This window comes from Massilia sp. UBA6681 (assembly GCF_002454935.1).
GTDB lineage: Bacteria > Pseudomonadota > Gammaproteobacteria > Burkholderiales > Burkholderiaceae_D > Telluria > Telluria varians.
This window is the reverse complement of the sequence record NZ_DKJX01000011.1, coordinates 20,670-46,275: the sequence shown is the minus strand read 5'-3', so window position 1 is coordinate 46,275 and position 25,606 is coordinate 20,670. Positions and strand designations below refer to the sequence as shown.

The following is a 25,606-nucleotide window of genomic DNA, read 5'->3' as shown; positions in this document are numbered from 1 at the left end:
CCCTGGGCGAGCTGCTGGCCGACACGCAGACCGCGCGCAGCGACTATGGCGCGCTGTACACCCTGATGCGCCAGCGCGGCTGGGTGGGGCAGTTCAACCATCCCTCGCACAGCGGGCAATTCAAGGTGAACGGCGTGCCGCTCGCTTACACGCCCGACGGCGACGAGGCGATGGCGCTGTGCGAGGTAATGAACAGCACCGCCTTCTCGACCAACGACACCGAGACCGAAACCCGGCGCAGCAACTTCGAGCAGGCCTGCAACAAGCTGCTGGAAGCCGGCTACCACGTGGCCTTCAGCACCAACCAGGACAACCACTGCGCCAACTGGGGCGCGTCCTACACCAACCGCACCGGCATCCTGCTGCCCAACGGGACGGCGCTCACGCGCGACGCTTTTGTGGAGGCGCTCAAGGCGCGGCGCGTGTTCGCCACCATGGACAAGGGTTCGCAGCTGGTCCTCACCGCGAACGGCAAGCTGATGGGCGAGCGCTTCACCAACCGCGGGCCGCTCACGTTGGTTGCCAACTTCGCATCGGGCGCCGGCAAGAAGGTGGCGGCGGTGTCGATCCTGGCGGGCGTGCCGGGACGGAACGGCAGCGTCACCGAGGTCTCGAACCTGGCCACCAGCACCTTCACGCCAGCGCCGGGCAAGCACTTCTTCTATGCGCGGGTGACCCAGGAAGACGGCAATGTGTTGTGGTCGGCGCCGGTGTGGGTGACGCAGGAGTAAGGGATCAGAAGCCGAGCGGCTCGCCCGCACCCAGCAGGGTAGCGATGCCCAGCACCGCGAAGATCAGCGCCGCCAGGCCGTGCACGAGCCTGAGCGGCACGCGTTTGGCGATGCGCTCGCCGAACACCACCGCCGGCACGTTCGCCAGCATCATGCCGAAGGTGGTGCCGGCGACGACCGCCGCCATCGAGTCGTAGCGCGCCGCCAGGGCCACGGTGGTCACTTGCGTCTTGTCGCCCATCTCGGCGATGAAGAAGGCCAGCACGGTGGTCAGGAAGACGCCGAAGCGCGCCAGCGGCAGCTCGTCCGCATCCACCTTGCTGGGCACCATGACCCAGGCGGCCATGGCGAGGAAGGACAGGCCCAGCACCCAGCGCATCACGCCCGGACCCGCCAGCTCGCTCACCAGGGCGCCGACGGCGGCGGCGAAAGCGTGGTTGAACACGGTCGCGACAAAAATGCCGAACACGATCGGCAGCGGGCGGCGAAAGCGGGCGGCGAGGAGGAGGGCCAGCAACTGGGTCTTGTCGCCAATCTCGGCAAGTCCCACGATGCCGGTCGATACGAGAAAGGCGTCCATGAAGCGGCAGGTACGAAAGTCCCGATCTTAGCAGAGCCCCCGGTTCCCGCAGCGCGCGCCAGCCTCGGCCCGGTGCTTTCCGGCCACGGTCGAAAATGCTATTCTGCCCGCTTCCTTCCACGCGAGAGACCATGAAGACTAGCACCCTGCTGCGCGCCTCGGCTTGCGCCTTTATCTGCCAGTGGAGCGCCTATGCGTTCGCACTCGACCCCCTCAGCTACGCCAAGTATGACCAGGTCAAGACCACCGCCCTGCACCTGGACCTGAAGGCCGACTTCACGCGCAAGACCCTGGCCGGCTACGCCGACCTGACCCTGAACTGGATCGACAAGTCGGCCACCACGCTGGACCTCGACACCCGTGAGCTGAAGATCTCGAAAATCGAGGCGCAGGACGCGAAAGGGGCGTGGAAGCCGGTCAAGTACACCCTGGACAAGCTGGATCTTGAAAAGGGCCAGGCCCTGCACGTCGCGCTGCCCGGCCAGCCGGCCAAGGTGCGCATCCACTACCAGACCGCGCCCACCGCGCCGGCGCTGCAGTGGCTCACGCCGAAGCAGACCATGTCGGGCAAGTACCCCTTCATGTTCAGCCAGTCGCAGCCGATCGCCGCGCGCTCCTTCGTGCCGATCCAGGACACCCCGGCGGTGCGCTTCACCTACACCGCGCGCATCCAGGCCCCGGAAGGCATGCGCGTCGTGATGAGCGCCGATAACGACCCGAAAGCCACGGGCAAGGGCGGCTGGAAGTTCACCATGCCGCAGCCGGTGCCGTCCTACCTGATCGCCATCGGTATCGGCGAGCTGGAAGCGCGCACCCTGGGCCCACGCACCGGCGTCTACGCCGAGCCGATGCGCATCAAGGCCGCCGAATACGAACTGGCTGACACCGAGAAGATGGTGGCCGCGGCCGAATCGCTGTACGGCCCGTACCGCTGGGGACGCTACGACATGCTGGTGCTGCCGCCGTCCTTCCCGATCGGCGGCATGGAAAACCCGCGCCTGACCTTCCTGACCCCGACCATGATCGCGGGCGACCGCAGCCTGGTGGACCTGGTCTCGCACGAGCTGGCGCACAGCTGGTCGGGCAACCTGGTGACCAACGCCTCGTGGAAGCACTGGTGGCTCAACGAGGGCTTTACTACCTACGTCACCACCCGCATCCTCGAGAAGATGTACGGCGAGGAAGTGGCGACCATGAACTTGCAGCTCGAGCAGGAAGAAGCGCTGGACTCGCTCAGGGACATCCCGAAGGCCAAGCAGGCACTCGTCACGCGCGACCCGGACACCAGTTCCGAGCACTATACGGATGAAGGCCTGGCCTATCCGAAGGGCGCCTGGTTCCTGCGCACCCTGGAGCAGCGCGCCGGCCGCGCCGCCTTCGACACCTTCCTGCGCAGCTGGTTCGACCAGCACGCCTTCCAGAGCGTGACCACCGACCAGTTCGTGGCTTTCCTGCGCGCGAACCTGCTGGCCAAGAATCCGAAGATCATGAGCGACGCGGAGCTGGACGAGTGGCTGTACGGGCCGGGCATCCCGGCCAGCGCTACCCGCGCCGTCTCGACTCGCCTGGCCAAGCTGAACGACACCACCGCGCGCTGGCTCAAGGGCGACATCAAGACCGCCCAGTTGCCTGCCAAGGACTGGAACGCCGCCGAGTGGATGAAGTTCCTGAACGATATCGACAACAAGGCCGATGCCGCCAAGCTGGAAGAACTGGACAAGGCCTACGGCCTGGCCAAGACCGGCAACAACGAGGTGGCTTTCCGCTTCTACCGCGCTTCGGTGCACGCCGGCTACCGCGGCATCCGCCCGAACCTGGAAGCCTTCCTATTGAAGGTGGGGCGCCAGAAGTTCGTGGTGCCGCTGTACGGCGCGCTGCGTGCGAACACGGAAGATCGCGCCTGGGCCGAGCGCGTCTATAAAGCTGCGCGCGAGCGTTACCACCCGGAGACGCAAGGCAGCGTCGACAAGCAGATGAACAAGTAACAAACAAGGGGATGAACAGAGTGTTTGCCATGAATCGCATTGCAGCCGCGGCCCTGCTCGCGCTGACCGCCAGCGCCGCCGGCGCCGTATTCGCACAGGACGCCGCGCCCGCCACCGCTGCCGTGGCGCCGGCCTACAACCTGAAAGCCGACGTCGAGCGCGTCATGAAGGAGTTCGACGTGCCGGGCATCGCCATCGCCGTCGTCAAGGACGGCAAGGTCCTGGCGGCCGAAGGCTTCGGCGTGCGCAAGCGCGGCGAGCCGGCCAAGGTCGACGGCAAGACCATCTTCGAGATCGCCTCGAACTCCAAGGCCTTCACGGCCGCGGCGCTCGCCATGCTGGTCGACCAGGGCAAGCTGGGCTGGGACGACCCGGTGATCAAGCACCTGCCGGACTTCCGCATGTACGACGCCTATGTCACCGCCGAGATGACCATCCGCGACCTGCTGGTGCACCGCAGCGGCCTGGGACTGGGCGCCGGTGACCTGATGTGGTGGCCGACCACCAATTTCAGCACCGACGAGATCATCCACAACCTCCGCTACATCAAGCCGGCCACCAGCTTCCGCAGTGCCTACGCCTACGACAACCTGCTCTACATCGTGGTTGGCAAGATCATCGCCGCCAAGTCGGGCAAGACCTGGGGCGAGACCATGCACGAGTGGATCCTCAAGCCGGTCGGCATGGCGAACACCACCACCAGCCTGGAAGAAAACGCGAAGTTCGCCAACGTGTCGGCGCCGCACAGCAAGATCAACGGCAAGGCCGTGCCGGTGAAACCGATGCCGGTGGCGAATGCGGTCGGCGCTGTCGGCATCAACACCAATGCCGAGGACATCGCGCGCTGGATGAACGTGCTGCTCGACAGCGGCAAGCTGGGCAAGGGCGCGGACGGCAAGGACGTGCGCCTGTGGTCGGACAAGCAGGCGCGCGAGATGTGGACCGCGCAGACCCCGATGACCATCAACACGCCGCGCGCGCCGCTGGCCGCCACCAAGCCGAATTTCTACGCCTACGGCCTGGGCTTCCAGCTGCGCGACTACCAGGGCAAGCTGGTGGCGATGCACGGCGGCGCGCTGCAGGGCTTCTACACCCGCGTGCTCTTGGTGCCGGAGTCGAAGCTGGGCATCGCGATCTTCACCAACGCGGAAAGCGGCCCCTCGCTGAACGCGCTGCAGTACCGCCTGCTGGACCAGCACCTGGGCATGGCGCCTACCGACTGGATCGGCCGTATCGCCGACATCGACCGCGAGAACCAGGCCAAGGAAGCGGCCCGCGTGAAGGGCGAAGCGGCATCGCGCGCGGCGGGCTCGAAGCCGTCGCTGCCGCTGGCGTCCTACGAAGGGGAGTATGAGGATGCGTGGTACGGCAAGGCATCGATCAAACGCGTGAACAACAAGCTGGTGCTGTCGTTCGCGAAGACGCCGGACCTGACCGGGGAGATGGAGCACTTTCAGCACGACACCTTCATCGTGCGCTGGAAGGAGCGCAACTTCAATGCGGATGCCTACGTGACCTTCTCGCTGGACCACGACGGCAGCATCGAACGGGTGCGCATGAAGCCGGTGTCGACGGAAACGGACTTCAGCTATGACTTCCAGGATCTGCTCTTCACGCCGGTGAAGAAGGACAAGAAAGTTTGATGTAAAGTCAAAATTGGGTTCCCGCCTGCGCGGGAACGACGTGCTTATTGTGTTGGCCTAAAGACCGTCATCCCCGCGCAGGCGGGGATCCAAGGTTGCATGAGCAGCCCTCAGCTCACTTCCCGTTCCACACCTTCATCATATCCTCCGACCCCTGCGTCCGAATCCCGTTATCCGACAGGATCCCCTCGGTCGCATCCAGCACCGCCTTGCGCGGCAGGATCATGTTCTCGCCATAGCGCTGGTCGAACTTGAACACGACGTGCTCGTCCTTCAAATCGCGCAGCGTCGACACCAGGTGGGCCAGGCTGCGGATCTTGACGCCGTTGACAGTGTCGACCACCGAGCCGAAGCGGTTGTTGTAGCCGCGTACCAGCGGATGCGGGAAGAACGGGCCGCTGATCACCACCAGCTCCTCACGCGTGGCGTCCGGCGAATCGCCGCGCCGCGTGATCAGGGGGCTGTCGTTGAAGGCATAGGCATTTGCCGCCGGCGCGCTCGCCACCATGAAGGACAGGAATTCGCTGGTGGCGCGGGTGAACACCACCGGGCCGTACACGAAGTAGGACGGATAGCCGCCGTTCAGGTCCGGAATCAGGAGCGGACGCGGGCCGCTGGTCGGCACCTCGACCTTCATCGGCTTGCCGGCGCGGATGATCGACATCGGCACCTTGCCGTCCTTCGCCAGCTGCTGGATGCGGTACTGGAAGCGCACGCGCAGGTTCGAACCCAGCTTCACCATGCCCTGGTTGTCGATCGGGTACTCGCCGACGTGGGTGACGATGTCGCCTTCCTTCAGCGGCCAGCTGGCATCGTTCTTGTACGGACGGTGCACCAGCGCGCCTTCCACCGACTTGTCGATCTTCAGGTACTGGCGCAGGCCCGTGTTCTCCAGGTTCTGGAAGCTGTCGTGCAGCAGCGGCTTGCCGTCGTAGCGGCCGTCCGCCACGTCCTTCAGGAACAGCTCGATCTCTTCGTTCGGGATCACATAGCCGATGTTCTGGGCATTGGCTGCCATCGAGAAGGCCAGGCCGATCATCTTGTCGCCCGCGATCACCGGGCCGCCGCTGTTGCCCGGGTTGATCGGCGCGTCGATCTGGATACGCAGGCCCGAGCTGAACGAGCCGTAGCCGACGAACTCCACGCGCGAGACGATGCCGCGGGTGGTCGACAGCGAGTTGCCGCCGACCGGATAGCCGTAGGCGAAGACCGCTTCGCGCACGTCCGGCAGCACGGCGGCGCGCTGCACCGGCGGGCGCTTGTCGAAGAAGCTCGGGTCTTCCAGTTCCAGCACGGCCAGGTCCAGGCCGCGCGCCAGCGCGATCACCTTGGCAGGCACCCGGTCGCCCGACTGGCTGGCCTGCACCTCGACCTGGCTGGCGTAGCCGACCACGTGGGCGTTGGTCAGGATGCGCTTGCCCTCGATGATGACGCCCGAGCCGGTGACGTCGGCCGGCGAGGCCTTGGTCCAGGGCTTGTACGGGTCCGGACGGCGCACGGTGGCGAAGATCTTGACCACCGAGTTCTCGACCGCCGGCAGGGCCGGCGCCCTGGTGGCGGACGGGGTGGCGACGGCCGGCGAGGGCGGCGTGGCGGGAGTCGGTGCCGGAGGCGGGGAGGTGTCCTGGGCGTGGACGAGGCCGCTCAGGGCGAATGCCACGGCGGCGGCGAGGCGTGCGGTTTTCATGGGTTCCTTCGGTGGCTCAACAGTAGTACGAGTGGCAAGAATATACACGCTCGCCGCCGAAGGATATACACCAATCTTCACGGGAGGCGTTGCGCCTCCCGGCGGAGGGGATTACTGCTTGACGAACTTCAGCGTCATGCGGTCGCTCTCGCCGATCGCCATGTACTTCTCGCGGTCCTTGTCCTTGTTGGACAGCACCGGCGGCAGGGTCCACACGCCCTTTTCGTGGTTGGCGGTGTCCTTCGGGTTGGCATTGATTTCGGACTTGGCGGCCAACTTGAAGCCGGCGCCTTCGATGGTCTTGATGACCCAGGCCTCGTGCACGTAGCCGCTCGAGGCCTTGGCATCCTGCGTCATCGATGCCGGCAGGCGATGGTCGACCACGCCCAGCACGCCGCCGGGTTTGAGCACCTTGTGGATTTCCTTGAAGGTGTTCTTCAGCGCCTCCTCGCCGTTGCCGACCCAGTTGTGCAGGTTGCGGAAGGTGAGCACCATGTCGACGCTGTTCGGCGCCGCGATCTGGTAGGTGGCAGGCGGCTCGAATACGGCCGGGACCACCTTGTCGTAGACCGCCGGCGTCGCCTCGAACTTCTGCTTGAGCGCCATGCCGCCGCGCTTTTCCGGCACGAAGGCCTGGCCTGCGGCGATCAGCTTGCCGTTCTGGCGCAGGTAGGGCGCCAGGATCTCGGTGTACCAGCCGCCGCCGGGCGCCAGTTCCACCACCGTCATGTTGGGCTTGATGCCGAAGAAGGTCAGCGTTTCGTACGGGTGGCGCGCCGCGTCGCGCGCCTTGTTGGCGGCGCTGCGGTGTTCGCCGGCGATGGCGGCTTTCAGGGCGTCGTCCGCCAGCGCGGTGCCGGCGGCGCCGGCCAGGCCGGTGGCCAGCATGGCGGCCAGGATCAGTCGTTTCATCGGTTCGAAGTCTCCAGGTGATTGTGCGCGGCCGGGCGGGACGCCGCCGCCGCGCTGATGATCGGTCACACTTGCCGGACAGTCAAGCGTTCTTCAAACATGCATATGTCTCACTCGTAAACATGTCCGCGCAGGTGTCCGCGGCGGACGCCCGGACACCTACCCGGACACTTTGCGCGGACAGTGGACGCCCACTAAATCATGGGTTTAAAACGTGCTTTGATCTGGCACAACAATTGCCTATTCAAAACCTCGAGTTGCTGCTAAGGTTGACAAGTTTAGCGGAGCCATCAGCCCCGTCGAAACCACTCCCTCCGTAGTAAATACAAGAGCGGGCCGCACCACAAGGCGGGACCGCTGCCCAGAAGTAGGTTGATTTCAGGAGACTTTATGGAACGCCGTACCTTTCTCAATTTCAGCAGCCTGGCGCTCGCCTCCACGCTCGTCCCCTTCAGCCGCGCGATCGCCGCGGACGAACTGCTCAGCTCCATGCCCACGGCCGCCAAGAAGGCGCTGGCCGACGTCGCGCTGAACGCCGCCACCAAGGCCGGCGCCAGCTATGCCGACGTGCGCATCGGCCGCTACCTGAACCAGTTCATCACCACGCGCGACCTGAACGTGGAGAACGTGGCGAACACCGAGTCGGCCGGCGTCGGCGTGCGCGTGATCGCGAACGGCGCCTACGGCTTCGCCGCCACCTCGGACATGAGCAACGACGGCATCGCCAATGCGGCGCGCCAGGCGGTGGCGATTGCCAAGGCCAACGCCAAGCTGCAGTCCGAACCGGTGCGCCTTGCACCAGTGAAGGGCGTCGGGGAAGTATCGTGGAACACGCCGATCAAGAAGGACTGGCGCACCGTGCCGATCAAGGAGAAGGCAGACCTGCTGATCGCCGCCAACAAGGCCGGCATGGAAGGCGGCGCGACCTTCATGAACTCGATGCTGTTCCAGGTGAACCAGCAGAAGTACTTCGCTTCCACTGACGGCTCCTACATCGAGCAGGACGTGCACCGCCTGTGGGCCCCGTTCCAGGCCACCGCAGTGGACAAGGCCACCGGCAAGTTCCGCTCGCGCTCCGGCCTGGGCGCGCCGGTCGGCAAGGGCTATGAATACCTGGATGGCCTCAAGGAGCACAAGATCAAGGCCGCGGGCGGCGTTGCGACCCTGTACACCGATACCTACGACATCATCGAGGATGCGCGCGCCGCGGGCCGCGATGCCAAGGCCAAGCTGACCGCCAAGTCTGTCCTCCCGGGCAAGTACGACCTGATGCTGTCGCCGGAACACCTGTGGCTGACGATCCACGAAAACGTTGGACACCCGACGGAACTGGACCGCGTGCTCGGCTACGAAGCCAACTACGCCGGCACCAGCTTCGCCACCCTGGATAAATGGGAATCGAAGAAGTTCAAGTACGGTAACCCGATCGTCAACCTGTTCGCCGACAAGACGACCCCGGGTTCGCTCGGCGCCATCGGCTACGACGATGAGGGCGTCAAGACCAAGAAGTGGGACATCATCAAGGACGGCATCCTGGTCAACTACCAAGCCACCCGCGACCAGGCCCACATCATCGGCGAGAAGGAATCGCACGGCTGCTCCTACGCCGACTCGTGGAACTCGGTGCAGTTCCAGCGCATGCCGAACGTCTCCCTTGCGGCCGGCAAGAAGAAGCTGACCCCGGACGAGATGGTCAAGGACATCAAGAAGGGCATCTACATCGTCGGCGACGGCTCCTTCTCGATCGACCAGCAGCGCTACAACGCCCAGTTCGGCGGCCAGCTGTTCTACGAGATCAAGGACGGCAAGATCGGCCAGATGCTGGAAGACGTGGCCTACCAGGCCAACACCCAGGAATTCTGGACCGCCTGCACCGCCATCTGCGACGAGCGCGACTGGCGCATGGGCGGTTCCTTCTTCGACGGCAAGGGCCAGCCGCCGCAGATCAGCATCGTGTCGCACGGGTCGTCGACCGCGCGCTTCAACGGCATCAACGTGATCAACACCGCCCGCAAGATCGGCTAAGGCAAGAGGACCCTCATGAGCATCCTTACCCAGGACCAGACCAAGCGCATCACCGACCGGGTGCTGTCGCTCTCGAAGGCCGACGAGTGCATCGTCAACATCGAAGGCGCCCGCATCGGCAACATCCGTTTCGCCCGCAATGCCGTGTCGACCGCCGGCCTGGCCGACGACACCCGCCTGACCGTGCAGGTGGCCTTCGGCAAGCGCCAGGGCACCGCCACCATCAACGAGTTCGACGACAAGTCGCTGGAAAAGGCCGTGCGCCGCGCCGAGGACCTGGCGCGCCTGGCGCCGGAGAATCCGGAGTTCATGCCGGCGATCGCCAAGACCGGCTACAAATCGTCCGAAACCTACGTCAAGCGCACCGCCGAGATCGACCCGGAATTCCGCGCCCAGGCCGCCGCCTACGCGATGGAAGCCTGCCGCAAGAAGGGCCTGGTCTCGGCCGGCTTCTTCACCGACCGCGAGACCTTCGAGACCGTCGCCAACTCGAACGGCGTGTTCGGCCACCAGGTCGCCACCTCGCTCGACTTCACCTGCACCGTGCGCACCGAAGACGGCCGCGGTTCGGGCTGGGTCAAGCGCTCGGCGCGCGACGTCGCCCGTTTCGATCCGCGCGAAGCGGCCGACGTGGCCATCGAGAAGGCGCTGCGCTCGGTGGACGCCAAGGCCCTCGAGCCGGGCCGCTACACCGTGGTGATGGAGCCTTCCGCCACCAGCGACCTCCTGACCTTCATGATCGGCGGCTTCAACGCCCGCATGGCCGATGAGGGCCGCAGCTTCCTGTCGAAGAAGGGCGGCCAGAACCGCCTGGGCGACAAGCTGTTCGACCAGCAGGTCAACATCTGGTCCGACCCGTGGGACAAGGACGTGCCGGTGCTGCCGTGGGACAACGACATGCTGCCGCGCGAACGGACCCACCTGGTGAAGGATGGCCGCATCAATGCGCTGAACTACTCGCAGTACTGGGCCAAGCAGAAGGGCCAGCGCGCCATCGGCAGCGCCGGCAACATCATCATGGCCGGCACCGACAAGAGCACGGCCGAGCTGATCGCCAACACCAAGAAGGGCGTGCTGGTGACCCGCACCTGGTACATCCGCATGGTCGATCCGCAATCGGTGCTGGTGACGGGCCTGACCCGCGACGGCACCTTCTACATCGAGAACGGCAAGGTCAAGCATCCGATCAAGAACTTCCGCTTCAACGAGAGCCCGGTGAGCATGCTGAACAACATCGAGGAGATCGGCAAGCCGCTGGTGATCGGCGGCGACGAGGCGAACTACTCGATGCTGATCCCGTCGATGAAGATCCGCGATTTCAACTTCACGTCGCTGTCGGACGCGGTTTAAGCAACAGCCATCCTGCGGCCCGAGAACGTCATCCCGGCCTGCGCCGGGATGACGTTCTCGGGCCGCGGGTGAACGCATACGGAAAACATACATGGAACGTCGTAAATTCCTCCAGATCGGCGCCGGCACCGCGGGCGCCATGCTCATCCCCGTCTTCGGCAACGCCATCGCCGCCGATGAACTGATGAGCGCCATGCCCACCAGCGCCAAGAAGGCCTTGGCCGACACCGCGCTGAACGCCGCCACCAAGGCCGGCGCGTCCTACTGCGACGTGCGCATCGGACGCTACCTGAACCAGTTCATCATCACGCGCGACCTGAACGTCGAGAACATCAGCAACACCGAATCGACCGGCGTCGGCGTGCGCGTGATCGCCAACGGCGCCTATGGCTTCGCCTCGACCAACAACCTGACCCCGGACGGCATCGCCAACGCCGCGCGCCAGGCGGTGGCCATCGCCAAGGCCAACGCCAAGCTGCAGACCGAGCCGGTGCGCCTGGCTCCCGTGAAGGGCGTGGGTGAAGTGGCCTGGGCCACCCCGGTCAAGAAGGACTGGCGCGCCATCCCGGTCAAGGACAAGGCCGAGATGCTGATCGCCGCCAACAAGGCGGGCATGGCGGCCGGCGCGAGCTTCATGACCGCGTCGCTGTTCCAGATCAACCAGCAGAAGTACTTCGCCTCCACCGACGGCTCCTACATCGACCAGGACATCCACCGCCTGTGGGCGCCGATCAATGCGACCGCGGTCGACAAGGCCAGCGGCAAGTTCCGCTCGCGCGCGGGCCTCTCCTCGCCGGTGAGCATGGGCTACGAGTACTTCGACGCCAAGGCCAGCGACAAGGTGCAGGCCGCCGGCGGCGTGACCACCCTGTACACCAACTCCTACGACATCATCGAGGACGCCAAACTGGCGGGCAAGCAGGCGCGCGAGAAGCTCAGCGCCAAGTCGGTCGAGCCGGGCAAGTATGACCTGGTGCTGTCGCCCGAACACCTGTTCCTGACCATCCACGAGAACGTCGGCCACCCGACGGAACTGGACCGCGTGCTCGGCTACGAAGCCAACTACGCCGGCACCAGCTTCGTGGGCCTGGACAAGTGGGAGTCGAAGAAATTCAAGTACGGTTCCGAGCGCGTGAACTTCGTTGCCGACCGCACCACGCCGGGCTCGCTCGGCCTGATCGGCTACGACGACGAAGGCGTGCCGGCCAAGAAGTGGGACATCATCCGCAACGGCATCCTGGTCAACTACCAGGCCACGCGCGACCAGGCCCACATCATCGGCGAGAAGGAATCGCACGGCTGCTCCTACGCCGACAGCTGGAGCACCATCCAGTTCCAGCGCATGCCGAACATCTCGCTGGAAGCCGGCAAGGCGCGCCTGACCCCGGACGAACTGGTCAAGGACGTCAAGAAGGGCATCTACATCCTGGGCCGCGGCTCGTACTCGATCGACCAGCAGCGCTACAACTCGCAGTTCGGCGGCACGCTGTTCTACGAGATCAAGAATGGCAAGATCACCGGCCAGCTGGAAGACGTCGCTTATCAGACCAATACCCAGGAATTCTGGAACGCCTGCTCGGCCATCTGCGACGAGCGCGACTGGCGCATGGGCGGCTCGTTCTTCGACGGCAAAGGCCAGCCGAGCCAGGTCAGCGCCGTCTCGCATGGTTCGAGCACCGCGCGCTTCAATGGCATCAACGTCATCAACACCGCACGCAAGATCGGTTGAGGGAAGGGGACAATATGAAACAGCTGAACCAGGAAGAAGCAAAACGCATCGCCGACCGCGTGATCGGTTTCTCGAAAGCCGACGAGTGCAGCGTCTCGATCGAAGGCAATCGCACCGGTAACATCCGCTTCGCACGCAACAGCGTGTCGACCGCCGGTCTGACCGAAGACACCCAGCTGGCCGTGCGCGTGGCCTTCGGCAAGCGCGTCGGCACCGCCGTCGTCAACGAGTTCGACGACAAGTCGCTGGAAAAGGCGGTGCGCCGCGCCGAGGAACTGGCGCGCCTGGCGCCGGAGAATCCGGAGTTCGTCCCAAGCGTCGGCAAGCAGGAATACCAGCTCACCAAGACCTTCGTTCCGAGCACCGCCGCCATCGATCCGGCCTACCGCGCCGAAGTCGCCGCCGCCTCGATCGGCCAGGCGCGCGCCAAGAAGCTGGTCACCGCCGGCTTCTTCACCGACAGCACCCGTTTCGCCTGCATCGCCAACTCGAAGGGCGTGTTCGGCTTCCAGGAGTTCACCGACCTGTCCTTCACCTGCACCGCGCGCACCGAAGACGGCCGCGGTTCGGGCTGGGTCACCCGCTCGGCGGTCGATGCGCGCCGCTTCAACGCGGCCGAGGCGGCCGAGATCGCGATCGACAAGGCGCTGCGCTCGGTCGATGCGAAAGCGCTGGAGCCGGGCCGCTACACCGTGATCCTGGAACCGGCGGCCACCTCGGAAATCCTGGGCAACATGTTCAGCTCCTTCGGCGCGCGCGCCGCGGACGAGGGCCGCAGCTTCCTGGCCAAGAAGGGCGGCGGCAACCGCCTGGGCGAGAAGCTGTTCGACGAGCAGGTGAACATCTGGGCCGACCCGTGGAACCCGGACGTGCCGGTGGCGCCGTGGGACAACCAGACCATGATCGCCCGCAAGCGCACCGACCTGATCAAGAACGGCCGCGTCGCCTCGCTCGGCTACTCGCCGTTCTGGGCGCAGAAGACCGGCAACCAGGCCACCGCGGGCCACGGCAACATGATCATGGCCGGCGGCACCAAGTCGCTGGACGAGCTGGTTGCCGATACCAAGAAGGGCATCGTGGTCACCCGCACCTGGTACATCCGCATGGTGGACCCGCAGTCGCTCCTGATCACGGGCCTGACCCGCGACGGCACCTTCTACGTCGAGAACGGCAAGATCAAGCACCCGGTGAAGAACTTCCGCTTCAACGAAAGCCCGGTCACCATCCTCAACAACATCGACGAGCTGGGCAAGCCCGAGATCATCGGTGGCGACGAGGTGCCGTTCCAGATGGTGCTGCCGCCGATGAAGGTCCGCGACTTCAACTTCACCTCGCTGTCCGACGCGGTCTGAGTTTTAAAAGATGGCCAATTACGATTTCTACTTCACGCGCCTGAGCTACGAATCGGGCGACTGGGACGTGGATATCCGTATGCCCAGCAACGTGCTGAACTCGCTTGTCGAGTACACCACGCTGCGGGTGGATCCGACCGAGCGCATCGTCGCCCTGTCGGATCCGAAGATGCTGCAGGCGCCGTTCTGCTACTTCGCGGGGCACAAGCTGGTGCAGTTCACCCCGCAAGAACGGCGCAACCTCGAGAAATACGTACGCGGCGGCGGCTTCGTTTTCGTGGACGACTGCAACCACGACATCGACGGACTGTTCGCCAAGTCCTTCGAAGCCGAGATGGTCAAGATTTTCGGCGCCTCCGCACTGAAGAAGATCCCGAATACACACCCGTTGTATTCCTGCTTCTTCAAGTTCGACGGGCCGCCGACCACCGGCGGGGAACTCAATGGCTGGGGCGACGACCTGGTGCACGAGTACCTGAAGGCGATCGAGTTCGGCGGGCGCATCCGCCTGCTGTACTCGAACAAGGACTACGGATGCGAGTGGGACTACGACTTCCGCAACAAGCGGTTCCTCGCGGTCGACAACACCCGCTTCGCGGTCAATATCATTCAATATGCGTTGGGAGCGTAAGCGGTGGCGGAACGTGAAGTGGTAGCGTGGAGTGAAACGGAGATTGCCGAGCTGACGGCAAAGGTCGGCGCATTGAAGGCCAGCATGGCGCGCGTGATCATCGGGCAGGAAGACGTGGTCGACCTCTTGGTGACCTGCCTGCTGGCGGGCGGCCACGCCCTGGTCGAGGGCGTGCCGGGCCTGGGCAAGACCCTCCTGGTGAAATCGCTGGCGCAGGCCACCGACATGGAATTTCGCCGCGTGCAGTTCACGCCGGACCTGATGCCCTCGGATATCGTCGGCACCGAGATCCTGGAAGAAGACACCACGACGCGCCAGCGCGTGTTCCGTTTCCAGCAAGGCCCGGTGTTCACCCAGGTGCTGCTGGCGGACGAGATCAACCGCGCGCCGCCCAAGACCCAGTCGGCGCTGCTGGAAGCGATGCAGGAACGTGCCGTCACCTTCGCCGGCACCACCCATAAACTTCCACGCCCCTTCTTCGTGCTGGCCACGCAGAACCCGATCGAGCAGGCCGGCACCTATCCGCTGCCGGAAGCCCAGCTCGACCGCTTCCTGCTGCGCATCGACGTCGTCTATCCGACCGAGGATGAGGAGGTGCTGATGGTCTCGCGCACCACCCACGCGGGCCTGGACGACGCCGAGCCGGCGATGACGGTCGAGACCCTGCTGCGCCTGCAGCAGCTGGTGCGCGACATCGAGATCGGCGAACATCTGCTGCGCTACGCGACGCGCCTGGTGCGCAACACCCGTCCGGCCCTCACCACCGTGGCGGCGGTCAAGCAGCACATCGGCTGGGGCGCCGGCCCGCGCGCCGGCCAGGCCCTGGTGCTGGCTTCGAAAGCGCGCGCCCTGATGCAGGGGCGCCTGGCGGTCACGCGCGACGACATCCAGGCCATGCTGCTGCCGGTGCTGGCGCACCGCGTGCTGCGCAACTTCGAGGCCGAGGCCGACGGCATCGCCATCGCCGACATCCTGCAATCCCTGCGCAACGAGATCCGGGTCGATTAATCTTGTCGCTGGCGAAGACCGCGCTGATCGCGCACACGCAGAAGCTCGACCTCGTGATCCGCCATGTGCTGGCGGGGCTCGGCCACGGCATCCACGCCGGGCGCGAGCGTGGGGCAGGCGTTGAATTCTCCGAGTACCGGGCCTATGCGCCCGGGGATGAGTGGCGCCGCGTCGACTGGAAGCTGCTGGCGCGCGCCGACCGTTACTTCGTGCGCGAGGCGGAGCGCGACAGCCACGTGGCCGTCTGGCTGGTGCTGGACGCCAGCGCCTCGATGCTCGAGCCCAGCCGCGAGGTAGAGGGCGTGGACAAGCTGGGCTATGCGCGCACCTTGCTCGGCTGCGTGGCAGCGATCGCCCAGCGCCAGGGCGACGCCTTCGGACTGGTCGTCCTGAACGGCGGCAAGGTCCAGTTCACTCCGGCCATGCGCGGACCGCGCCAGCTGCAGCGCGTGCTGCTGCAGCTCAGCCGCGTGCAGGCCGAGGGCGAACTGCCGGATGCCGACGTCCTGCGTGCCAGCCTGCACTTCGCCCAGTCCCCCAGCGTCGTCTATGCGGCCAGCGATTTGCTCGACTGGCCCTCGCCCTTGTCGCAGGCATTGGTCCGCCTGCGCGGCATGCGCCACGACGTGCGCGTGCTGTGCCTGCAGACGCAGGCGGAAGTGGACGCCAGCTTTTCTTCGAACCTCGCCTACCGCGATCCGGAGCAGGAGACGGGTGTCTACCGCTTCGGCGCCGACCTGAAGGAAGGCTATCGCCAGAACCGCGAGGCGCACTTCGCCACGGTGACGGCGGCTTGCCGCAAGAGCGATATCCCGATCGTGTCCGCACGTATCGAGCAGCCGCCGGGCGAAGTCCTGCGTCTCTGGCTGCGCCGTCCGGGGAGCCGTCCATGAACCAGCTGTGGTGGTTCGCATTACCGATCCTGCTGCTGCCGATCTGGTGGCATCGCCGCAAGCGCGAGCAGCACAAGGCCGAGCTGCTGGCCACCAGCCGCTTCCTGCCACGTGCCGAACCGCGCCAGACGCGCGAGTGGCGCTGGAAGGACATCCTCCTGCTGCTGGTGCGTTGCCTGCTGCTGGCCACCGTCATCGCCTGGCTGGCCGACCCGGTCACGCCCTGGCGCGGCGATACCGTGATCGTCGCCACCGGCACCGATCCTAAATGGGCCGATGCGCAGGCGGCGCAGGCCGGGCTGGCCAAGGCCGACCGCCTCGGCATGCCGGCCGGGCAAGCGATCACCTGGCTGCGCGCCCACCAGCGCGAGTGGCGCCCGGAAGCGCGCCTGCTGGTGCTGGGCGACGTGCCGATGCCGGCGCTGCTGCCGGAATTCGGCCGCAGGGTCGAACTGCTTACCCTGGCGCGCCAGCCGGAGAAGAACGAGCGCCGCGTCCATATCGCCAGCGAGCGTCCGGAGCAGTGGCGCCGCGTGTTCGCCCTGGAGGGTATCGCCATCGACGCGGCGCCGGGAGCGAAGACTTCGCTCATCGTCTGGGACCGCAAGGAGGCGCCGCCGGCATCGCTGCGCGCGCCGCTGTGGCTGGTCACCGACATCGCCGCCTTCCCGGAACTGGGCAAGGCGCAACAGGTAGATGGATTGCGCTACGCCGACAGTGCGCGCGGCCGTGTTTGGCATTCCGAAGCCTGGCCCCCCGCGACGGCGGATGCCGCGCGCACGCTGCTGGACAACTGGCAGCGCCTGCACGTCGGCCCCCCAAGCCATACCGCGCCGTCGCGCGTGTTCGAAGCGTCCGGCACTGCCCGTGCGCCGGAACCGAGCGGCGCGCTGCGCGACATGCTGATGGCCGCCTTGGTGGCATTGTTCGTACTCGAAAGGATACTCACGCATGCAAGACGGCGCTGAGATCGTCAAACGCGCCTGGCGTGCCGCCCAGCTGCGCCGGCTGCCACTGTGGATCGCCGGTGCGCTGCCGTGGCTGTTCATCCGCTCCGCGCCGGGCCTGATCGCATGGAGCATGTGGTGCGCCTGGGACTGGGCCATCCTGCGCCGCCGTGTCGGTATCGAATGGACCTCCTGGCTGGACGGCGCCGTCCCGGAGATGGAAGACAGCAGCGCGCTGCTCGAGCATGCGCCGACGCCGGTCGCCCAGCTGCAGCGCCGCCGCATCCTCGAACGCCTCGATGCCAGCCTCACGAACCGGCAGCTGCGCGGCATCGCGCGTGGCCGCGTGACGCTTGGTGCGCCCTGGTTGCTGGGCAGCGTGGCCGCGGCCGCTGCGGTCTGGTTCGCCACGGCCGCGCCGCAGCAGGGTGGTGTCGCCGCACCCGGCAAGCAGCCGGCGGCGATCGCGGCGCAGGTAGCGAGCCAGCTGGTGGTGCGTACCGCGCCGCCGGCCTATACCGGCGTGGCGCCAATCGAAACGGCGCCGAAGGACTTGCAGGTGCCGGAGCAGACCGTGATGAGCTGGTGCCTGAAGGACCCGTCGGCGGCGGAAGAGAGCATCGAGCTCAGTACCGGCCAGGTGATCAAGCCGGGCAAGGAGTGCGTGCGCTGGACTGCTACCGAATCGGTGTTCTGGCGCTGGCGCGGGAGCCGTTATACGGTCAAGGTCATTCCCGACCAGCCGCCGGAAATCACCATCACCGCACCGACCCAGATGGTGCAGGAGCTGCCTGATACGGCGACCAGCGCCGCCATGGGCGTGAAGGTGCGCGACGACTACCTGATCAAGCGCGCTACCCTGCACATGACGCTGGCGCGCGGCAGCGGCGAGAACATCCGCTTCACCGACCGCGAGATGCCCTTGCCGGGTTCCACGGACCCGAAGCAGCGCAACTGGTCCAAGAACTGGTCGCTGGCGGAGCTGGGCATGGAGCCGGGCGACGAGCTGTACTTTTTTGTCCGCGCCACCGACAACGCGGCGCGCCCGCATACCGTGCAGTCGCCGACCTATACCCTGCGCCTGCCGGCGCCCGCGGAGGAAGCGGAAGAGGAGAGCGCCGCCATGCCGATGCTGGTCAAGCCGCAGAGCCTGCGCAGCCAGCGCCAGATCATCATCGATACCGAACAGCTGATCGCCGACATGCGCACCCGGAAGATCGCCCGGGACGAGGTGATCGAGCGCAGCCAGAAGATCGCCAGCGACCAGGGCACGCTGCGCCGGCGCTACGGGCAGTTCCTGGGCGAGGAGTCCTCGCTGTTTACCGACGGCGAAGAAGAACACGCCGAGGACGACGGCCACGTCCATGGCAGCGAGGGAAGCACCCAGGACATCCTGCACGAATACGGCCACGCCCACGACGAGGCCGAAAACGCCACGCTGTACGACGAAGACACGAAAAAGGTGCTGCGCCGCGCGCTGGTGGCGATGTGGGATGCCGAGAAGGCGCTGCGCGCGATCACGCCGAAAGTCGCCTTGGCGCCCGAGCACAAGGCGCTGGAAGCGATCAAGGAGCTGCAGCAGGCCGAGCGCATCTACCTGCACAAGACCGCCTTCGTGCCGCCGCCGATCAAGGAAGAAAAGCGCATGACCGGCGACATGATTGGTGCCGCCAGCTACCGCCGCGAGCAGGGCGGCGCCGACAAACGCGTGCCGGAAGACCTCGGCCAACTGGTGCAGGCGCTTTCCGGCGACGGCCCGCTGCCGGCCCTGTGGACCCGCAGCGCCCACGACTGGGTGCGCGAGCGCCTGCAGGACGACGACCAGCGCCTGTCTGCCCAGAAGGCGATCCAGGACGTGGCCGACGGTTGCGTCGCATGTCGTCCGGTGCTGCGCGCCTGGCTGCGCCAGGGCGCGGGGCAGGGCCAGGTGCTGCTGCAGGCCAAGCCGGTGGTCGAGACGCCCTTCGTACGCGCCTGGCGTGAGGGGACGAAATAATGATGAGCACAAACCTGATGCTGGCCCTGATCGGCCTTGCAGGCATCGCCAGCGCCGGCCTCTATGCCTGGCGCCGCACATTCATCGATGCGCTGCTGGTGCTGGTCGCCGCGGCGGCGCTCGGCCTGTTCGCTGCCGGCGTCAAGATGCCGGGCGATGCGGGCCGAACCCTCGCGCTCGATCCGGCCGCTCCTGCGCCGGCGTTGGACGGCGTGCGCGCCTTCGCGGTCAAGGGCGACGGCCTGCGCGCCGCCCAGTGGAACGACCTGCCCGCGCTGCCGCTGCAGTGGCAGCGTCCGGAAAGCGGCAGCCTGCGCCTGCATTACCCGCGCCAGCTGGCGCTCGGCCGTACGTTCACGCTCCGGGTGCAGCGCGACGATAAAACAGACGCGCGCCTGCAGCTGCTGGCCGAGAACGGCCAGGTCATCGCCGATGCGCGCGGCGTCGGCGACCTGGTGGTGAACTGGATGCCGCCGCTGGCCGAGCGCCTGGTGCTCAGGGCGCGCCTGCTGGATGGCGCCGGCAAGACCATCGCCGAAGGTCCGGTGCCGCTGACCATCAAGGAACCGAATATCCTGCAGGTGCAGGGCCGCTTCGGCGCGCCTTCTTTTGATGTGCGCACCCTGAACGAACTGCTGGCCGGCAGCGGTGCGCTGCTCGACTGGCAGGTGGTGCTGGGCCGCGCCATCACGCGCACCGAACTGCCGCTGGCCGAGATGAAGGCGCCGAACCTGCTGGTGATCGATGCCGCCTGGTTCGAGCGTGCAAGCAGCGCCGAACGCTCGGCGCTACTGGGCCGCGTGGCCGGCGGCCTGCCGCTCCTGGTGCTGGGCGCGAATGCCAACGATCCGGGCATCTGGTCGCGCACCCTGGGCTTGCGCTTGCTGCCGCAGCCGGCGGACAAGAAGATCGATGGGCCGCTGGAGATGGCGGTGGCGCGGCTGAACCCCGCCGCGCGTGAAGCCGGCGAGTGGCTCGGCGCGGACGGCATGGTGTGGACCCGCAGCTGGCAGAAGGGCCGCATCGCCTGGTTGGGCGCCGCCGAATGGCATCGCCACGCGATCGCCGAACCGCAGGCGCTGGCGCTGTGGTGGCAGGGTGTGCTGGACCGCGTGGGCATCGACGTTTCGAAAGAAGTCGAATGGTTGGGGCCGGAAGAACTGCCGCTGCCGGGCCAGCGCATGGAACTGTGCGCGCGCGGCGTGAAGGGGGAGCTAGCGTTCCCGGACCTGAAGCTGGTGCGCTCCTGGTCGCCGCGTGTCGATGCCGCCTGCGTGGCCGTCTGGCCGGAGCAGTCGGGCTGGCTGCGGGTAGAGGATGCGAAAGCGGGCACGCATGCGGTCTACGTTTACGCGCCGGGCGACTGGCCGCAATGGCAGGCGGCGCAGCGTCGTGACGCCACCGCGCGCTTTGCCGCGCGTACGCCGGCGACAGCGTTGGCGGGCGCCGCACGTGCCTTCCCGGCCTGGCCGTTCGCGCTCGCGTTCACCCTGGCGATGCTGCTGCTCTGGTGGCGCGAGCGCCGCTGATCGAAGGAGACAAAGTGAAATCGATTCTGCCGACCATGCTGGCCGTGGCGCTGCTTGCCACCCCTTGCCAGGCCGCGGCGCAGGCAGCCGCCGACGCGACGCCGGCAGTGCGCTGGTCCCGGGCTCCCGACGCCGCCATCGCGCGGCAGGAAATCTATCCCGCCGTGCTGGGCGACAGGATCATCGTGGCAGGCGGTGTGCTCTCGCAGCCGCCGGGCTTCACCGACCATGTCGAAGCCTACGACGTGAAAACGGGCCGCTGGACCACGCTCGCGCCCTTGCCGGAAGGCCGGCACCATATCGCCTTGGCCGAGGCCGGCGGCAGGATCTACGGCATCGGCGGCTTCTCCGGCGCCATCCCGGACTGGCGCGCCCATGCGACCGTGTTCGTCTATGACGCCGGGGCGAACCGGTGGTCGGCCGGCCCGTCCCTGCCAGGGCCGCGGGCCGAAGGCGTGGTCGCTACCGTCAGGGACAAAATCTACTTCATCGGCGGGCGCGTCCCGACCAGCCCGGAGGCGGTGCACATCAACGCCCACGCGGATACCGCCCGCGGCGAGGCGCTGGACACGCGCACCAAGCGCTGGGAGCGCATCCCCGACGCGCCCAGCGCGCGCAACAGCGCAGCCGCCGCCGTCATCGACGACAAGATCTATGTGGTGGGTGGCCGCCAGATGCTCAAGCAGGCCGATGGCCGGCAGCGCCCGGTCAACCTGTCGACGCTGGAGGTCTATGATCCCGTTACCAAGCGGTGGGAAACCAGGGCCCCGATGCCCCAGGCCCAGGGCGGCCTGGCTGCGGCCGCCTACGACGGCAAGCTGTATGCCTTCGGCGGCGAGCAGTTTGTCCCGGCCAGCAAGGTGTTTCCCGATGCCTGGGTCTATGATCCCAAGACGGACCGCTGGTCGGCCCTGCCGGCCATGCCGACGCCACGGCACGGACATGGCGCGGCTGTGGTCGGCAACCGCATCTTCCTGATGGGTGGCGGTGAAAAGGTCGGGGTGGGCGCCACCCGGGTGCTGGAAGTCCTCGAGATCCCGGCCGAACGCAGGCTCGACGAGGGAACGGTGCAGATCGACGGCCAGCAGCGCCGCTATTTTCGCCTGCACGATGCCGGCTCTGCTGAAAATGCGGTTCCGATCCTCCTGATCAGCGGATCGGGTTGCCGCGCGTTTGGCCAGCGCATCCCTGCCTTCTTCCAGCGCTACCCGGCGCCTGTCGATGTCTACTTTCTCGAAAAGGCCGGCATCGAGAAGGGCGACGATGGAACGCGTTGTTCGGCGGCCTATCGCCGCGCGGATTACCTGGAGCGCCGGGTCGAGGACGCACTGGCATTCATCGACAAGGAGCCGCGCCTGAAGAGGCTCGCGGCGCGCAAGCTGGCAATCCTGGGCTTCTCCGAAGGCGGCATGGTCGCCCCGATCGTTGCTTCGCGCAGCAAGAAAATCGGTTGGCTTGCCACGGGTGGCAGCGGCGGCCTGCCACAAAGCGAAGAATTCCTGATTTTTAACGCGCGTGGCGTCGTGCCCTATGCAACGCTGTTCACGCGCGAACAGTTACTCCAGACCTATGCTGCCATCAAGGCGGATCCGCACAACGTCGACAAGGAGTTCTTCGGCAACTCGTATCGCTACTGGAGTTCGCACCTGTTCTACGATCCGCTGTCGGCCTACGCGGCTTTGAATATCCCGATCGTCGCCGCAATGGGCGAACAAGACGACAGTGTCCCGATCGAATCAGGCCGCAAGCTGCGCGACTACTTTGCTGCACGTCCCGACAAACCCTTCACCTTCATCGAGTATCCCAAGGCCGGGCACGCGCTGCGGACACCCGATCAAGACCATCTTGCCGACTTTGTCACCGGCCTCGCCCGCTGGTTCAAAGGTGAACCGGACGCGTTCAGATAAGGAAGTACGACAGCCGCGACCCGCGCCAGGCACGGGTCGCGGGGCGCGGCATCAGAACGCGTAATCCGCCTTCACGTAGTACGAACGCCCATTGATTCCGAACGGGCAGGTCTCCCAGCAGTGCGTAAAGCCCAGCTGCGGGAAGGGCGCCGCCTTCACCGGATCCCACCGGGTCGGATAGGTATCGAACAGGTTATTGACGCCCGCCGTCAGGCTCAGCTTCCTGGTGAAGTTGTAGCGCCCGGTCAGGTCCACGATCCACTTCGCCGACCAGGTCTGGATGAAGCCCGGCGTGAAGCCCTGGCCTTCCACTTCGCCGAAGTAGTTCGCGCGCGCCGTCGCGTTCCACTGGCCGGCCGTATAGTCGGCCGCCACCACGTGGTGCTGGCGCGGCTGGCCCTTCTCGATCAGCGTCACCTGGGTGTCGTCGAACAGCTGGGCGCCCGTCAAGACCGAGGACTGCGAATGGCGGTCCTTCACCTTGGTGCGGTTGAAGCCGAGCTGGCCGGACAGCACCAGGGTCGAACCCTGGCCGCGCGTAGTGTGCTGGGCCACCAGGTCGAAGCCGGTGGTGCTGGTGTCGATCGCATTGGTGAAAAACTGCGCCTGGCCCACGCGCAGCGGGTCGAGGATGGCCCGGATCGGGCAGGCGGCGGCGCTCAGGCAGGGGCCCGACTCCGGCGCGATGTTCGACGAGAACACGATGCGGTCGTCGATGTTGGTGCGGTACAGGTCGGCCGTCACCGAGAAATTCTGGGTCGGGCGCAGGATCATGCCGACGCTGGCGCTCTTCGAGGTCTCCTCCTGCAGCGGGGCGATGCCGAAGGCGCGGGTCACGGCGCTGTTCTCGCGCGCGGTCAGGGTTTCGGTCAGCACGCCGGCGGCGTTCAGGTTGGTCGACACCGAGCTGTAGAACTTCTGCTGCACGCCCGGCGCACGGAAACCGGTCGAGGCGCTGGCGCGCAGGCCGATCGTGCGCGACGGGTCGTAGCGCAGGCTCAGCTTGCCGATGGTGGTGTTGCCGAAGTCCGAGTAGCGTTCGTGGCGCAGGGCCGCGCCGAGCGAGAGCGCATCGCCGAGCTTGCGTTCCAGGTCGACGTAGTAGGCGGTGTTGTGGCGGCCGTCGTCCACTTCCGTGCCCGGGGTGTAGCCCGGGAAGCCCTGGATGCCGGACGCCGCGATGCCGCCGCTCTGGTCGCGGATGATCTTGCGCGGGTCGTTGCTGCGGCCGTACTGGTAAGAGACCGGGTCGCCGGCCACGATCTGGTAGTTATCCCGGCGCCATTCGAAACCGGCGCCAATGTGGAGCGGGGCGCCGGCGACCTCGACCGAGCCCTTGAAGTCCAGGTTCAGCGTGGTCTGGTCGAACTTCAGCTTGCCGGTGTCGGCTTCCAGGGGCGAGCTGCCGTTCTCGTAGTAGTAGCTGACATTGATCGAGTTCCGCTCGTGGAAACCGAGCTCGCTGCGGCCGTGGTTGACGCTCAGGTCCACGCTCCAGTCGCCGCTCAGGTCGTGCTTGTAGCCGACGCCGAGGGAGGCATCCTTGACGGTGGTGATGATGTTCGGCAGGAAGCCGTTCGGGTACACGGCCGGCACGTTGCGCGCGTCGTCGGCGGTGCGGAAGAAGCCGGACGAATCGCCCTTGCGCCGGGATGCGCCGCCAAAAGCATACAGCTCGCCGCCACCCAAGGGCAGCGCGGCGTTCAGCCACAGGTAGGCGTCCTTGGCCTTGCTGTCGCCGATGCGCTGGGTGACCCGCGGCGGGTTGACGCGCGCGGTGTCCAGGCCGGCGCGATTGGTTTCGTCGCGGTCGCGGCCTTCGACCGACAGGTTCAGGTAGCCGCCGTTGGCGCCAAGGGCGAAGCCCTTGTGCGCGCTGCCGCTGAAGGTGTCGCCGTCGCCTTCCTTGGTGGTGCCGAGGCTGGCGCTCAACTGGGTATCGGTGACGCCCTTTTTCAGCACGATGTTGATCACGCCGGCGATCGCATCCGAGCCGTACTGCGCCGCAGCGCCGTCGCGCAGCACTTCGATCGACTGGATGGCGGACAAGGGAATCGCATTGATGTCGGTGCCGGCCGAGCCGCGGCCGATGGTCTGCTGCACGTTGACCAGCGCCTGCTGATGGCGGCGCTTGCCGTTGACCAGCACCAGCAGCTGGTCGGGGCCGAGGCCGCGCAGGGTGGCGGGGCGGATGATGTCGGTGCCGTCGCTGATAAAAGTCGTGGTGAAGTTGAACGAGGGGTCGAGGTCCTGCAGCACCTTGCCGAGTTCGAGCGAGCCGGCCGACTGGAGGTCTTTCGCGCTGATCAGGCCGACCGGCACGGCGGTGTCCAGTGCGGTCTTGGCCTGGGTCCGCGAACCCAGCACGACCACCGTTGCCGTGTCCTTCGGTCCCTGCCCCTGGCTGCTCGCTGCTTCCTGCGCGAACGCCGATGTCATGGCCGATACCAGCGCGGTCACCAGTAATACCTGCTTGTCTGCGTGTTTCACCATCTTGTCCCCTTGTTGAGAATTGAATTACGCCATCACAAAAACTAGGTCTCCTATAACCGTGGCGAATTGATTCTGAACAAGGAAATTCGTAAATACAAGTGTGAACTGTGCAAGACACAACAGTTTTACGTGATTCGGTGTATTGATGAGAAGAGGATGGAAAGCGAGGACCACCTGTGCTAGCAGCGAGGCTGCCGCTGGACAAGGC

Annotated in this window: 17 protein-coding genes and 1 pseudogene; 14 read left to right on the top strand and 4 right to left on the bottom strand. The window is 66.3% G+C overall.

Annotated elements, in window-relative coordinates; translation table 11 throughout:
- Nucleotides 1-731: pseudogene (locus B2R83_RS01735) on the top strand (phosphotransferase); the annotation flags it as partial.
- Nucleotides 732-735: 4 nt separating this feature from the next.
- On the opposite strand, the gene B2R83_RS01730 reads toward B2R83_RS01735, so the two are convergent.
- Entirely contained in the window at nt 736-1,311 is a 576-nt protein-coding gene (locus B2R83_RS01730) for a TMEM165/GDT1 family protein (protein ID WP_292037961.1), read from the bottom strand.
- A 131-nt stretch (nt 1,312-1,442) separates the two neighbouring features.
- On the opposite strand from B2R83_RS01730, the gene B2R83_RS01725 reads away from it, so the two are divergent.
- Nucleotides 1,443-3,296, top strand: a complete 1,854-nt coding sequence (locus tag B2R83_RS01725) for a M1 family metallopeptidase (RefSeq protein ID WP_292037960.1) — start codon at nt 1,443-1,445, stop codon at nt 3,294-3,296.
- Between the two features lie 29 nt (nt 3,297-3,325).
- Nucleotides 3,326-4,939: a serine hydrolase gene (locus B2R83_RS01720; RefSeq protein ID WP_292037959.1), complete on the top strand. Its 1,614-nt coding sequence runs from the start codon at nt 3,326-3,328 to the stop codon at nt 4,937-4,939.
- Between the two features lie 115 nt (nt 4,940-5,054).
- On the opposite strand, the gene B2R83_RS01715 is transcribed toward B2R83_RS01720, so the two are convergent.
- Nucleotides 5,055-6,626 (bottom strand): S1C family serine protease, encoded by a 1,572-nt coding sequence (locus tag B2R83_RS01715; RefSeq protein WP_292037958.1) that lies wholly within the window; start codon nt 6,624-6,626, stop codon nt 5,055-5,057.
- 111 nt (nt 6,627-6,737) lie between these two features.
- Nucleotides 6,738-7,538, bottom strand: coding sequence for a class I SAM-dependent methyltransferase (locus B2R83_RS01710; protein WP_292037957.1), 801 nt, complete (start codon nt 7,536-7,538; stop codon nt 6,738-6,740).
- 390 nt (nt 7,539-7,928) lie between these two features.
- Between B2R83_RS01710 and B2R83_RS01705 the strand changes: the two genes are divergently transcribed.
- The 11 genes from B2R83_RS01705 (at nt 7,929) to B2R83_RS01655 (ending at nt 22,905) form a co-directional block, all read left to right on the top strand.
- On the top strand, nt 7,929-9,563 hold the full coding sequence (locus tag B2R83_RS01705) for a TldD/PmbA family protein (protein WP_292037956.1): 1,635 nt from the start codon (nt 7,929-7,931) through the stop codon (nt 9,561-9,563).
- A gap of 15 nt (nt 9,564-9,578) precedes the next feature.
- On the top strand, nt 9,579-10,913 hold the full coding sequence (locus tag B2R83_RS01700; RefSeq protein WP_292037955.1) for a TldD/PmbA family protein: 1,335 nt from the start codon (nt 9,579-9,581) through the stop codon (nt 10,911-10,913).
- A 91-nt stretch (nt 10,914-11,004) separates the two neighbouring features.
- A complete protein-coding gene (locus B2R83_RS01695) occupies nt 11,005-12,642 on the top strand; it encodes a TldD/PmbA family protein (protein WP_292037954.1) in 1,638 nt (545 codons plus the stop codon).
- Nucleotides 12,643-12,656: 14 nt separating this feature from the next.
- Nucleotides 12,657-13,994 carry a TldD/PmbA family protein gene (locus B2R83_RS01690; RefSeq protein WP_292037952.1) on the top strand — a complete coding sequence of 446 codons (1,338 nt, stop codon included), beginning with the start codon at nt 12,657-12,659 and terminating at the stop codon, nt 13,992-13,994.
- 10 nt (nt 13,995-14,004) lie between these two features.
- Nucleotides 14,005-14,625, top strand: a complete 621-nt coding sequence (locus B2R83_RS01685; RefSeq protein WP_292037951.1) for a DUF4159 domain-containing protein — start codon at nt 14,005-14,007, stop codon at nt 14,623-14,625.
- Between the two features lie 3 nt (nt 14,626-14,628).
- Nucleotides 14,629-15,633 (top strand): AAA family ATPase, encoded by a 1,005-nt coding sequence (locus tag B2R83_RS01680; protein ID WP_209589822.1) that lies wholly within the window; start codon nt 14,629-14,631, stop codon nt 15,631-15,633.
- 2 nt (nt 15,634-15,635) lie between these two features.
- Complete coding sequence (locus B2R83_RS01675; RefSeq protein ID WP_292037950.1) at nt 15,636-16,526, top strand: DUF58 domain-containing protein; 891 nt, start codon at nt 15,636-15,638, stop codon at nt 16,524-16,526.
- Nucleotides 16,523-17,494 (top strand): BatA domain-containing protein, encoded by a 972-nt coding sequence (locus B2R83_RS01670; protein WP_292037949.1) that lies wholly within the window; start codon nt 16,523-16,525, stop codon nt 17,492-17,494. Before B2R83_RS01675 ends, B2R83_RS01670 begins: the two co-directional genes overlap by 4 nt.
- Nucleotides 17,478-19,469 (top strand): DUF4175 family protein, encoded by a 1,992-nt coding sequence (locus B2R83_RS01665; protein WP_292037948.1) that lies wholly within the window; start codon nt 17,478-17,480, stop codon nt 19,467-19,469. The genes B2R83_RS01670 and B2R83_RS01665 overlap by 17 nt, the downstream gene beginning before the upstream one ends.
- Before the next feature lie 2 nt (nt 19,470-19,471).
- On the top strand, nt 19,472-20,998 hold the full coding sequence (locus tag B2R83_RS01660; protein WP_292037946.1) for a hypothetical protein: 1,527 nt from the start codon (nt 19,472-19,474) through the stop codon (nt 20,996-20,998).
- 14 nt (nt 20,999-21,012) lie between these two features.
- Nucleotides 21,013-22,905 (top strand): Kelch repeat-containing protein, encoded by a 1,893-nt coding sequence (locus tag B2R83_RS01655; protein ID WP_292037945.1) that lies wholly within the window; start codon nt 21,013-21,015, stop codon nt 22,903-22,905.
- Between the two features lie 51 nt (nt 22,906-22,956).
- On the opposite strand, the gene B2R83_RS01650 is transcribed toward B2R83_RS01655, so the two are convergent.
- Nucleotides 22,957-25,398 (bottom strand): TonB-dependent receptor plug domain-containing protein, encoded by a 2,442-nt coding sequence (locus B2R83_RS01650; protein WP_292037944.1) that lies wholly within the window; start codon nt 25,396-25,398, stop codon nt 22,957-22,959.
- Nucleotides 25,399-25,606 lie beyond the last annotated feature (208 nt).